The organism is Streptomyces sp. NPDC031379, assembly GCF_055569615.1.
The window spans coordinates 1-12,137 of the sequence record NZ_JBVIIT010000016.1; the positions used below are offsets into that span (position 1 = coordinate 1).

Genomic DNA, 12,137 nt, shown 5'->3' on the forward strand with positions numbered 1-12,137 from the left:
CGGCCACCGAGAGCCGTCCCCGACTGCGGCCGGAGACCTCGACTCTCTCGGTGTGATGCCGCGTCGGCCCCAGGTGCGGCCCTTGGGCGGACGGCCGGTCACGCCGCTTCGTCCTCTGCGCGATCGTGGTCCGGTACGAGGACAACGGCACGGCTGACCCCCTCTGGCGGTTCCTGTGACAGTGCGAGGCCGAGCCGGGGGAACCGGCGGCAGCTCGTGGCCGGCCGCCGCCGTGAGGGCCGGCTGGTCAGGAACGGAGGGCCGTTCTGTGCCATGGCTGCCAGCAGACAGAGAACAGCGGAGGTGGAGGCGAAGGACCGGCCGATCGGGTGGATGTTCTCGCCGGGCTCGGCCGACGCGTTCGGCTCGACGACAAGACAGCTTCCGTCGTCTGCGAGGGCCTCTTCGGCGCGCCGGAGTGCCGCACCGGGATCACCGAGATCGTGGAGGCAGTCGAAGAACGTCACGAGATCGTAGTCGCCACCGGGGAAGTCATGCGCAGCGGCGACCTCGAACGTCACGCGATCACCGAGACCCTCCTCCTCAGCCAGTTTTCGGGCCGCTTCGACGGAGGGCTCGTGGAAGTCGAAGCCGTGAAAGCGGGACTGCGGAAATGCCTTGGCCATGAGCACGGTCGAGTGGCCGAAGCCGCACCCCACATCGGCGACCGATGCGCCTCGCCGAAGTTTGGTCTCGACACCCTCCATGGCGGGCAGCCACTCCTGAACGAGGACTGCCTCGTAGCCGGGCTTGAAGAAAGCAGCGACGCCCTCCGCCAGTTCCGGGCCGTAGTCCTGCCAGCTCACGCCGCCGCCGCTCCGGTAGGCGTTCGCCAGCGCCTCTTCTGCACCGTAGAGGGCCTTCAGCATGGTGAAGCCACCGGCGACGTAGGTCGGAAGGGATGAATCGGCCAGGACGGCTGCGTGCTCGTCCGGCAGAACGTATGTGTTGGCCCTGGGGTCGTGCAGTACGTAGGCACTGGCGACCTGTGCCGCGAGCCACTCCCGGACGTACCGCTCGACGAGCCCTGTCCTCTCGGCCAGTTCGTCCGAGGTGAGCGCCCCTGCCCCCGACATCGCCTCGTACAGTCCGAGGCGGACGCCCAGAGACGTCGAGAGCCCCGCGAAAGCCGCCGCATTGTCAGCGACCACCCGCTCGAGGAATTCCATTACGCGATTCTCATCCGACACGTGATCAAACTTTCAACCGTGGCGATGCCTTCCCTTTCTCAACGAGTGAGAGCCGCGGCCTGGTTCACACCACTGCGCCGGGCACCCGGAGGGGAGACGGTGTGAACGTTTGCCGAAACCGCTGCCCGTCATGACGGAGGTTCATATCGTCGCACCATGAATGGCCCTGTCGACATGATCAGTGTCCGGTCCAGCACGCCGTGGCCCAGCCGCATCACCCGCCGCGCAGCCCTGCGATTAGGTCTCGGCTCCGTTGCCACAGTCGGCGCCGGGATCACCACCGTCGGCTGTGACGGTGGTGGCGGCGGTAGTGGTGATGGTGGCCGTGGTGGTGGCGGGGGCGCCGGGTCACCGCATCCGTGGCGGCACACCATCGGATCGTGGGTCCTCTCGTCGCCGGCGGTGGTCGGCGGGGTGGTGTACATCGGCGGCGGCAGACGCGGCAAGAACATGTACGCCTTGGATGCGGCCACCGGCGCCGAGAAATGGGCATTCTCCGCACAGGAAAGGGTCGTCTCGTCGCCGGCGGTGGTCGGCGGGGTGGTGTACGTCGGCAGCGACGACGGCAAGGTGTACGCCCTGGACGCGGCCACCGGGGCCAAGAAGTGGGCCTTCAAAACAGGCGCCTGGGTCAAGTCGTCGCCCTCGGTGGTCGGCGGCGTGGTGTACATCGGCTGCTACAACGGGACCGTGTTCGCCCTGGACGCGGCCACCGGCGCCAAGAAGTGGGCCTTCATCACCGGGGGCTGGCTCACTTCGTCACCGACGGTGGTCGACGGCGTGGTGTACATCGGCGGCTTCAACAAGAACGTGTACGCCCTGGACGCGGCCACCGGCGCCAAGAAGTGGGCCTTCACCACCGGCGGTGAAATCCTCTCCTCGTCGCCCGCGATCGCCGGCGGCGTGGTGTACATCGGCAGCGACGACGGCAAGGTGTACGCCCTGGACGCGGCCACCGGCGCCAAGAAGTGGGCTTTCGTCATGGGCGGCTCGGTGACCGCGTCGCCCACGGTCGCCGACGGGGTGGTGTACATCGGCAACGGGAAGGTGTACGCCCTGGACGCGGCGACGGGCGCGAAGAAGTGGGCCTTCACCACCGGCGGCACCATCCTCTTCTCGTCGCCCGCGGTGGTCCGCGGGACGGTGTACGTCGGCAGCAACGACAAGAACCTGTACGCCCTGGACGCGGCGACCGGCGCGAAGAAATGGGCCTTCACCACCGGCGGCGAGGTCCAGTCGTCCCCCGCGGTGGTCCGCGGGACGGTGTACGTCGGCAGCAACGACGGGAACGTGTACGCCCTGAACGCGGCCACCGGGGCAGGCCCGGCGCTACCTCCTCCGACCGGTGCTGCGCCCACGGGGACGGCGTAGTCGTTCAGGCTCGCTCTGGCGGCGAGCGGTCGGGGAAGGCAGGCGAATGCGACCACACCGAGGACTCGGGGGTACCCATGGATACGACTCCACCCGCTCCACCGCCGTCTTCCGGCTCCGGCGAACCGGACTCCGATGCGGGCACCACGGCACCGGAACCGGCCCCGGTTCCTGACCCTGCCCCCGCTCCTGCGCCTGCGCCTGCCCCGTCGGTCGATCCGGTCCACAACGGCGCCCCGGAGCCCGTTCCGGGGGAGCCCTCCGTACCGCCTGCCGGGCCGACCGTGTGGCATGTCCTGGCGGACGAACGCCTGCCTGGGTTCCGCACACTTCCGCCGAGACATCGAGCGCTGTACATGGTGATGGCGGCGGTCGTGGTCCTGGGCGGTCTTCTGTTCGCCTACTACGCGAACTACCTGCTGGACCGGACCACGGCCACTGACCGGGTTCGCTCCGACAAGAGCGCGGAGAAGACGGTCGACCGCGAACAGCCCGCCTTCGTCTCCACGATCACCCCGCGCGACTACGACCAGGACATGCCCGAATCCATGGTCGTGCTGCTGGACCGGCCACTGACCGCGAGTGAACAGGCCACCCTCACGGCCACGCGTGGTGATGCTTCGCGGGTCTGGGCGGTCATGAAGCCTCTCGGCGGCCGGGTCGTCGAGTACCCGCCGCCCTTCCGGAAGCCTCTGGAGGACGGCCGTCAGGCTCCGAACGGCAAGGCGCAGACGTTCAACCTCAATCTGAACAGCGACCGCGGCGCCGGCCTCACGATCAACGGCATGACCGCCGTGAAGGACGCGTGCGGCGCTCCCACCGCGCAGACCGTGATCGACGTACCACCGGCCGGTTCCGAGTCCCGGCAGGGCCTCATGTGGGACATGACCGGTGGGTCGGCGGACCGGCCGCACGGACCGTACGTCCTGGACGAGGGTGAGTCCCAGGGCGCGTTGTACTTCCGCCACAACGCCATCGACCTCGGCAACGGTCAGTCGAACATGGCCCTGCGCATCCAGCCCGAGGTGTCCACCCAGACGTGCAAGTGGCACATCAGCGTGTCCTACACCGACACGTCCGGCTCCCACGCGCAACGCATTCCGAGGGGTACCGGCACCCTCACCACCGAGGCCGTACCGCAAGAGCCCGGCCAGTACTTCCTGTGGGTCACGGGCACGGGCTGGGGCTGCATCGGGCAGGTGAGTCAGAAGGGCTGCCGGGGCACCCGGACGCTCATGGATCTGCAGCCCTGGCGGTTCGACGGACGCGTCGAATGAGGTCCGCCGGCCGGCGCGCGGCGCGTTCTCCTGTCATGTCGTGGCGAGTGCCCCGGTCGGGGTGAGCCGTGCCGCACGGATCGACGGGTAGACGCCTGCCGCCATCCCGATGACCACGGCACCGCCCACACCCGCGCCGAGCACCGTGAGCGGGATGACGGGCTGCCAGCCCTCATAAAGGGCGTGACCGGCGGTGGCCAGTACCCCGATCACCGTGCCCGCGACCCCGCCAAGAAGGGACAGCACCACCGACTCGGTGAGGAACTGGCCTCTGATCTGGCCCCGGTTGGCGCCGAGCGCGCGCCGCAGGCCGATCTCCTTGCGTCGTTCCAGCACCGAGATGTACATGGTGTTCGCCACGCCGATCCCGCCCACCAGCAGCGCCACCCCCGCGAGGCCGAGGAACAGGGACGAGAAGGCGCTGTTCGTCGCCCGCTTCGCCGCCAGAGCGTCCGAAGGGCGGCTGACCTGCACCAGTCCCGGCAGTTGCGGGTACAGGGTGGCGGGCAGCACGGACGAGACCGCCTCGATGGCGTCCTCGTGCGCCTTCACGTAGACCACGGTCGGATGCCCGTCGAACGCGAGGGTCTTCTTCGCCGCCTCCCAGCCGACCAGCACCGAGCGGTCCAGGTCCGGCGCGAGCGGCAGTGGATCGAGGATGCCGATGACCGTGAACGACTTCGTTCCCACGAGGATCTGCGGTGCCTGCCGGCCCGGTACGAGGCTGGTCACGCCGAGGCGGGACGCCGCCTCGTAGCCGAGGACCGCTGTCGGCAGCCGGTCGGTCGCGGCGTCGAGGAACCTCCCGGCCCGTACGCGGCCGTTCACCACCGGCAGCAGGCCGTCGCCGGCGGCGAGGACCGTGAGGCCCAGTCCGTCGTTGGGGTCGGTCCGGTCCGAACGGTGCACCAGCCGGTGGGTGTTGGCGACCTCGCTGGTCGCCGTGACCGGGCCGATGCGGGCGGCCGTCTTGTCGGCGGACGCGGGCAGCACCACCGGGGGGTTCTGGTCGGGCTGGGGTACCGCGCGGAGCGTGTTCGTGCCGAGCGCGGACAGCTGGTCGTTGAGCGCCCGCTGGCTGGACGCCGGGATCCCCGTCACGAGGACGAGGGTCGCGATGCCGATGGAGATGCCCAGCGCGGACAGCGCGGCACGCAGTCTGCGGGTGCGGATGCCGAGCAGTCCGAGCCGCAGCACATCGGACGGGCTCTGCCGGGCCGGACGGGTGAGCCTGTCGGGGGCGGTGGCGCTCACCGGTCCTCCCCCGGGGCCGGGCCGGCGGCACCGTCCACGGACCGGCCGGCTGCGGACCGGCCGTCCGCGGCGAGCCCGGCCGACGGTGCGGGGCCGACCGACGGTGCGAGCCCGGCCGAGGGTGCGGGGCCAGCCGACGGTGCGAGCCCGGGCGACGGTGCGGAGCCGGTGGCCTGGTCCGCCGCCGGGCTCCGGCGCGGTCCGGTGTCCCTGACGATCCGTCCGTCGCGCATCTGAACCTGGCGTGGCAGCCGCGCCGCGATGTTCGCGTCGTGCGTGATCACGGCGATGGTGGTGCCCTCTCCGTTCAGTTGGACGAGCAGGTCCAGAACGGCCTGGCCGTTGGCGGAGTCGAGCGCGCCCGTCGGCTCGTCCGCGAGCACCAGAGCCGGCTCGCCCACCAGTGCGCGGGCGATCGCGACGCGCTGCCGTTCGCCGCCGGACAACTGGTGCGGCAGGTGCCCGACCCGGTGGCCGAGCCCGACGCGTTCCAGCGCGGCGAGCGCGAGCGGGGTGCGCCGTCTGCGCGGCACTCCCGCGTACAGCAGGCTGGTGGCGACGTTCTCGGCCGCGGTCAGCCCGTCCGTCAGGTGGAACTGCTGGAAGACGAAGCCGAGCCAGCGCCCGCGCAGTGCGGACAGCCGCCGGTCGCTCAAGGACGCGGCGTCCTGCCCCGCGATCTCCACGGTGCCGCGGGTGGGCAGGTCGAGCGTCCCCATGATGTTCAGCAGCGTGGACTTTCCGGAGCCGGAAGGGCCGACGATGGCGAGCAGTTCGCCCTCGTGGATGGTCAGGGACACGTCGTCGAGCGCCGTCACGCCGCCGGGGAACGCCTTGGTCGCGTGCGTGAGCCGCAGCACGGCGGACGGCTCGCCTGTGGGTATGGGGGGCGTGTCGCCCTCGCGGGGTGCGTGGTGGTGGGCTCTCACGACGCCGTCACCACCCGCTCCCCCTCCTTGATCCCCGCGCCCGAGACCTCGACCTGGCCGTTGGCGAACAGTCCCGTCTTCACGGCGACCAGCTGCCCGCCTGGGCGCTGGAGGGCGTAGCCGCCCTCCTGGAGCGCGAGCAGCGCGCCCACCGGCACGGTGAGGACGTTCTTGCGGGTCTGCGTCGTGAAGGTCACCCGCACGGATGCCGCCTCCAGGTTCTTGACCGAGGCGCTGTCCACCGGCACCACGGTGACCTGCAGCGACGGCGAGGCGTTGGTGCCGGACGGGTCGGATTTGCCATCCGGGCCGCCCTGCACCGCCGTACCGACCGACGTCACCCTTCCGGGCACCTGCCTGGTGTCGGGAAGGGTGATGAAGACCTTGTCGCCCTGGTGGATCCGGGCCGCGTCACCGGCGCCGACCGTGACCGACACCGACTTCCGCCGGGAGGTCACCGACAGGACGTCCTCCGCCGCCGGGTCGCCGAGCTGGGCCTTCACCGCGCCCACGCGGACCGCGCCGGGCAGTACGACCACCCGGCCGACCGAGAGCGTCCCGGTCTGCTGCCCGCCCGTGTCGCGCTGCCAGCGCTTCAGCGCGTCGAGGAGGGACGACGTCAGGAGGGTCCCGGGAGCTTTGCCCGCGCCGGTGGACGACGCGCCGGTGGACGACGGCGTGCCGCGCGACTCGGGGCCGATGCCGTAGCCGAGGGCCTTCAGGTTGGCCGCGAGGACGGTCACGTCGGCGCCTCTCGCCCCGGCCTTCACGGCCGCCTTGTCCAGCGTGCGGAAGACCGGGGTGTCGCCGTAGAGGACCATGACCGGCTGGTCGTCCACCCAGTACAGGGGCTTGCCTCGGGTCACCGTCGCTCCGCTCGCCGGCAGCTTGGTGATCAGGCCCTTGCCCGCGCCCTTGATCGTGACCGCCGCGCCGTAGCCGAGGGTGCCGGGCAGGGCCTCGCTGTCGGACAGGTCGGTGCGCCGGATGAGGGTGGTCTGCGCGGACGGCTCCCCGGCGGGCTTGGCGCGGCTTGCGTCCCCGTGCCGCTTCAGCGCCGTCCCGCCGTAGACCCCGCCGGTGACGACGGCGAGGACGGCGACGGCGACGGCGATCCGGCGGCCGGTCCGGCTGCAGGTTCGGGGGCCGGTTCGGCTGCCTCTTCGTCCACCGGTTCGTTCACGGGTTCGTCCCCGGGTTCGTCCGCCGGTTCGTCCGCCGGTTCGTCCGCCGCCGTCGGTGGGCGAGGGCGCGGCGGCCCTACTTCTTGCCCTTGCCACCGAACGCCTCCAGGCGGCAGTCGTGGTCGATCTTGTCGGTGGGGAGAGCGTTGCCGTCCTCCGGGACATCGTCGTCGAATGTCCAGCCGTCAGGACTGCCGTCGGACTTGAAGACCTCGTGGACCTTCAGGCCCTTCGACTTCAGGCAGTTGACGTAGGCGCGGTAGTCGTCCGCATAGTGCGGATTGGTCTCGGGGCGCTCCTCGACCGGCTGGAGCGGCATCTTGTACAGGCACGCGTGGTACTGCGCCTTGTACCGTGCCGTGACCTTCGGGTCGTCGACCGGAGGCGCCTGCCCGCCGGGGTGATCGACCCGCGCGGTGTTCATCGGGACGCCGTGGGTTTGCAGGCACGCCCAGTACACGTCCCAGAGCTGGTCGATCTCCTCCTGGGAGCTGTCGAGGCGCAGCAGCGGGCGCTTGGCCTCGGCGGCGGCGTCGGAGGACCGCGCGGCAGGGGCCGCCCCGGCCTTGCCGCCGTTCGACGAGGGGGTCACCAGTGAGGCGACGCCGCTGTCCGACGTCTTCTGTCCGCTGTCGGTGCCACCGCCCCCGCCCCCGCCTGAGCCGCCTCCGCAGGCTGTGAGAGCAAGGCCCGCTGTCAGGAGGGCGGCGCTCAGGACGGCGGCGGTTCGGGTACGGCGCCTCCCCCGCGGGGCGTGCGCCGTGCCGGGGGAGCCGGCTGCGGGGTGCGGCCGGTCGGTCTCGTTGTCCATGACACCGGAGCCTGCCGAGCGAATGTCAGAGGCTTGTCAGAGAGCGATGGTCCTGCCGTGTGCTCCCTCTCGGGACGTTCGGGCACGTCGCGGGCGTTCCTACACTCGTCACATGTGCGCGCATGTTGTCGTCGCTGAAGATGACGCCAAACAGGCCGAGTTGATCCGCCGCTACCTGGAACGCGAGAGCCACGGGGTGACCCTCGTCGGGGACGGCCGGGCCGCGCTCGCCGAGATCCGCCGTCGGCTGCCCGACCTGCTGGTGCTCGACGTGATGATGCCCGGTCTCGACGGGCTCGACGTCTGCCGGACCCTCCGGTCGGAGGCCGGCCTCGATGCGCTGCCGGTGCTCATGCTGACCGCCCGGTCCACCGAGGACGATCTGCTGCTCGGTCTGGACCTGGGCGCGGACGACTATCTGACCAAACCGTTCAGCCCGCGTGAGCTGATGGCCCGCATCCGGTCACTGCTACGGCGCAGCGTGCGCGCCCGGCAAGCGGCGCCGGGCGGGGCGGGTGGTGCGCCGGGGGCTGCGAGCGGTATGGCGGGGGGTACGCCGGGGGCTGATGCCCGTATGCCGGGGGCTGCGGGCGGTATGCCGGGCGGCAACCTGCTGACCGCGGGTGCGGTGACCGTCGATCCGGCCCGGCACGAGGTGTGGGCGCACGGTACGCGGATCTCCTGCACCCCGGGGGAGTTCCGGCTGCTGGAGGTGCTCGCGGGCGGGCCTGGGCAGGTGTTCACCCGGTCGCAGATCCTGGAGCGGCTGCACGGTTTCGACCGGTACATCACCACGCGGACGGTCGATGTGCACGTGATGAACCTGCGGAAGAAGATCGAGGAGAACCCGCGCCGGCCGATGTGCCTGGTGACCGTGTACGGGGTGGGCTACAAGCTCTCCGACGACACACATGTGTCGCGGCCCGGGGGCGTGCGCCATGCGCCGTGACGCCGTGACGGGCCCGCGTCTCGCCGTGCCCCTGCGGCGCAGCCTGCTCCTGCGGCTGCTGGCCGTGGCGGCCCTGGTGTCGGTGTGCTCGATCGCGGCCACGGCGTGGGTGGTCGTGCGGACTACGGCCGTGGCCATCCGCCAGGAGCAGGGCAAGGCCCTCGCCGACGACACGAAGACGTACGACGTGCTGGTCGGTTACGCGGCGCGGCACCGGAACTGGGACGGCGTGGGGCCCACCGTGGCCGCACTCGGGCGGACGACCGGGCACCGGATCGTCCTGCGGGACGGCGACCGGACGCTGGCGGACTTCGCTCCGCTGCCCGGCCGGCCGTACCTGCCGGCGGCCAAGCCGACCGCCGTCATCGATCCGCTGTCGGTCGATCCGCAACTGCTGCCCACCGCGGCGCGCGGCGGCGGGATCGACCCGCGCGTGGTCGGCCCGTACCGGTTGTCGGACGCGGAGAGTTCGAGACTGCGGGACACGGCACTGGGCGTCGTCGAGTGCTTGCGGAGCACACTCGGCGTCGCGGCGCGGATGGTGGTCCGCCCCAGTGGCCGGCCCGCCGTGGAGACGCCGGACGGACGGCCCCTCGGCACGCGGTGCGAGGCGGCGGCGCTGAACGGCCCGATGCCCTCGGAGCGGAAGGCACTCGACACCCTCGACGGCCTGGTCGACAGCTGCCTGGCGCGGCGGGGGCTCCGCGGGGTGACCATGATGCTCGACGGGTCCTGGCAGGCGGTACGCACGGCCTCCCGCACGACCTCCCGCACGTCCGCGGCCCCCGCGCCCGACAAAGATGTGCGGGACTGCGTCGCGAGCGGGCGTGCGGAGCAGCTTCAGCCGTACGTGGCGCCCGCGGTCCAGCTCTACGTCAGCAGCCCCGGCGACCGTACCGCCACCACCTTCCTCGACCTGTCGGCGTCCAACAAGCTGCGGATCGCGTGGGGCGCGGCGCTCGTGCTGCTGGTGACGGTCGCGGTCACGGCCTTCGCGGGCATCCGGCTCGTCCGGCCGCTGCGCAGGCTCACCCTGGCCGCACAGCGGATGGAGGCCGGTGACGTCTCGGCGCGGGTCGAGGTCGCGGGCGGTGACGAGATCGCCCGGCTGTCGGCCGCGTTCAACTCGATGTCACGGCGGCGCGAGCAGCTGGAGTCGGCCCGCCGGGTGATGGTGAGCGACGTGGCGCACGAGTTGCGCACGCCGCTGAGCAACATCCGCGGCTGGCTGGAGGCGGTCGAGGACGGTGTCGTCCCGCCGGACGAGCAGCTGGTGTCCTCCGTGCTGGAGGAGGCTTTGCTGCTCCAGCACGTCATCGACGACCTGCGGGACCTCTCGGCGGCCGACGCGGGGGAACTGCGGCTCAGCATGGCGCCGCTGAGTGTGGCCGACGTCCTCGCCCAGACGGCTCAGGGCCACGGCCCGCGTGCCGAGGCCGCGGGGGTGCGGCTCGTGGTGGCGGCGGACCCGGAACTGACGGTGCCGGCGGATCCCGTACGGCTCCGGCAGGCGGTCGGCAACCTCGTGTCGAACGCCATCCGCCACACACCGCCCGGCGGCACCGTGCTTTTGAAGGCGGCCGGTGATCTTCCCGTCCCCGCCCCGGCCGGGAGGGCAGCCGTGGCCGCCACCGTGGCGGGCGTCCGGATCGAGGTGTCCGACATGGGCTCGGGGATCGCGCCCGAGGACCTGCCTCATGTCTTCGACCGTTTCTGGCGGGCCGAGAAGTCCCGCTCGCGCCTGACCGGTGGCAGCGGGCTCGGTCTGTCGATCGTGCGCAAGCTGATCGAGGCGCATGGTGGCACGGTCGAGGCCCGCAGCACCCTGGGCGCGGGCTCGACCTTCGTCCTGTGCCTTCCCCGGGTCCCAGCCTCTCCGCGGTGAACGGCGGGGCGGCGGGGCGGCGGGGCGGCGGGGCGGCGGGGCGGCGGGGCGGCGGGGCGGCGGGGCGGCGGGGCGGCGGCTGACGATCCGTTTGGCGGGCCGGGTGTTCCGGCAAGTGCTCCCCGGAGCCGGGTAGGTCAGGGACCATGAAGCATGCGCCCGGATGACTGGCACCTCACCGAAGACGTCGACGACTTTCTCGCCCGAGCCGGAGACTTCCTGCGCTCACGCCCCGCCCTGCACAACACGCCGCTGACGACGACCGAGAGACTGCGCACACGCGGGTCGGCCGCGTTGGGGCCCGAACCCACGGTCTTCGGCCGACTGGAGTCACAGGGCGAGGTCCGCGCCGTCTTCTACCGCCTTCCGACCCGCCGCCTGACCCTCACCCCCCTCTCCCGCGAACAGGCCGACGCGCTCGCCGCTCACCTGGCCGACCTCGGCCACTCCTTCTCCGGCGTCACCGCGGACCACGACACCGCGACCGCCTTCGCCGAGGCGTGGCAGCGGCACGCAGGCGCGGCGCCGGTGGCCGACTGGTGGGGCCGTCTCCACCGTCTCGGCACGCTCACCCCGCAGGAGCCGGTCCCGGAGGGCCGGGGCCGCGTCGTGGACGCGCCGGAGCGTGAGCAACTCATCCACTGGTGCAATGGGTTCGTCGCCGACGTCGGCGAGGCCCCCCTGGACGCCGGCTCCTGGGCCGACTCGCGTTTCGCCGACAAACGCTTCACGTTCTGGGAGACCCCGGACGGCACCCCGGTCTCCATGGCGGGCTCGACGTCGATGGTCGGCGGAATGATCCGGGTGGACCCCGTCTACACCCCGGCCCGCCTCCGGGGTCGCGGCTACGCGGGCGCCGTGACGGTCGAGGTGAGCCGAGCCGCGTTGGCCGCGGGTGCGACGGACGTCGTCCTGTTCACGAACCCGGCCAACGCGACGAGCAACGCCCTCTACCGACGAATCGGATACGTTCCGATTGCCGAATTCACCGGGTACGGCTTCTCCTACGACGCACCGGAAGCCGGTTAGGAACACGACGGAAGAACCGGTGCAGCGGCCCCGCAGAACTCGGAGGTGCAGGGTTCCACTGCTGGTTCCGCGGGGCCGGTGCGCTGCTCGCCTACCCTCTGGCGCGTCCGATACGCCCGATCTCTCCCTTTGCCTGCGCGGTGGCGTCTCTTCCCTCGGTGCGCGCGCGTGTGGGGGGGGGGGGGCCCCCGCCAGGCGGGGTTGGAGTCACGCCGTTATCCCGGAGGGGTGGTGAGGGGTGTTCCTCCCTTTTTTTCT

General features: G+C 71.7%; 10 protein-coding genes and 1 pseudogene. 5 read left to right on the forward strand and 6 right to left on the reverse strand.

Annotation, left to right across the window (positions count from 1 at the left end; genetic code table 11):
* A pseudogene (locus ACZ5CW_RS22865) lies at nucleotides 1-108 on the reverse strand (IS630 family transposase); the annotation flags it as partial.
* Nucleotides 99-1,169: a class I SAM-dependent methyltransferase gene (locus ACZ5CW_RS22870; protein ID WP_468604152.1), complete on the reverse strand. Its 1,071-nt coding sequence runs from the start codon at nucleotides 1,167-1,169 to the stop codon at nucleotides 99-101. The gene ACZ5CW_RS22870 and the pseudogene ACZ5CW_RS22865, both read right to left, overlap by 10 nt.
* 177 nt (nucleotides 1,170-1,346) lie before the next feature.
* On the opposite strand from ACZ5CW_RS22870, the gene ACZ5CW_RS22875 reads away from it, so the two are divergent.
* Both ACZ5CW_RS22875 and ACZ5CW_RS22880 read left to right on the forward strand, forming a co-directional pair.
* On the forward strand, nucleotides 1,347-2,561 hold the full coding sequence (locus ACZ5CW_RS22875; RefSeq protein WP_468604153.1) for an outer membrane protein assembly factor BamB family protein: 1,215 nt from the start codon (nucleotides 1,347-1,349) through the stop codon (nucleotides 2,559-2,561).
* Nucleotides 2,562-2,917: 356 nt separating this feature from the next.
* Nucleotides 2,918-3,838 (forward strand): hypothetical protein, encoded by a 921-nt coding sequence (locus tag ACZ5CW_RS22880; RefSeq protein WP_468604154.1) that lies wholly within the window; start codon nucleotides 2,918-2,920, stop codon nucleotides 3,836-3,838.
* Between the two features lie 33 nt (nucleotides 3,839-3,871).
* Here ACZ5CW_RS22880 and ACZ5CW_RS22885 read toward each other — a convergent pair whose 3' ends face one another.
* Genes ACZ5CW_RS22885 through ACZ5CW_RS22900 form a run of 4 tightly spaced genes read right to left on the reverse strand, consistent with a single transcriptional unit; the run spans nucleotide 3,872 to nucleotide 8,016 of the window.
* Nucleotides 3,872-5,092 (reverse strand): ABC transporter permease, encoded by a 1,221-nt coding sequence (locus tag ACZ5CW_RS22885; RefSeq protein ID WP_468604155.1) that lies wholly within the window; start codon nucleotides 5,090-5,092, stop codon nucleotides 3,872-3,874.
* Nucleotides 5,089-5,976 (reverse strand): ABC transporter ATP-binding protein, encoded by an 888-nt coding sequence (locus tag ACZ5CW_RS22890; RefSeq protein WP_468604436.1) that lies wholly within the window; start codon nucleotides 5,974-5,976, stop codon nucleotides 5,089-5,091. The genes ACZ5CW_RS22885 and ACZ5CW_RS22890 overlap by 4 nt, the downstream gene beginning before the upstream one ends.
* Nucleotides 5,977-6,017: 41 nt before the next feature.
* Nucleotides 6,018-7,301, reverse strand: a complete 1,284-nt coding sequence (locus tag ACZ5CW_RS22895) for an efflux RND transporter periplasmic adaptor subunit (protein ID WP_468604157.1) — start codon at nucleotides 7,299-7,301, stop codon at nucleotides 6,018-6,020.
* Nucleotides 7,282-8,016 carry a hypothetical protein gene (locus ACZ5CW_RS22900; protein ID WP_468604159.1) on the reverse strand — a complete coding sequence of 245 codons (735 nt, stop codon included), beginning with the start codon at nucleotides 8,014-8,016 and terminating at the stop codon, nucleotides 7,282-7,284. The genes ACZ5CW_RS22895 and ACZ5CW_RS22900 overlap by 20 nt, the downstream gene beginning before the upstream one ends.
* A gap of 112 nt (nucleotides 8,017-8,128) precedes the next feature.
* On the opposite strand from ACZ5CW_RS22900, the gene ACZ5CW_RS22905 reads away from it, so the two are divergent.
* From ACZ5CW_RS22905 to ACZ5CW_RS22915, 3 genes are all read left to right on the forward strand, one after another.
* Nucleotides 8,129-8,965, forward strand: a complete 837-nt coding sequence (locus ACZ5CW_RS22905; RefSeq protein ID WP_468604161.1) for a response regulator transcription factor — start codon at nucleotides 8,129-8,131, stop codon at nucleotides 8,963-8,965.
* On the forward strand, nucleotides 8,955-10,850 hold the full coding sequence (locus ACZ5CW_RS22910) for a sensor histidine kinase (RefSeq protein ID WP_468604163.1): 1,896 nt from the start codon (nucleotides 8,955-8,957) through the stop codon (nucleotides 10,848-10,850). Before ACZ5CW_RS22905 ends, ACZ5CW_RS22910 begins: the two co-directional genes overlap by 11 nt.
* 153 nt (nucleotides 10,851-11,003) lie before the next feature.
* Nucleotides 11,004-11,879 (forward strand): GNAT family N-acetyltransferase, encoded by an 876-nt coding sequence (locus ACZ5CW_RS22915; RefSeq protein WP_468604165.1) that lies wholly within the window; start codon nucleotides 11,004-11,006, stop codon nucleotides 11,877-11,879.
* Nucleotides 11,880-12,137 lie beyond the last annotated feature (258 nt).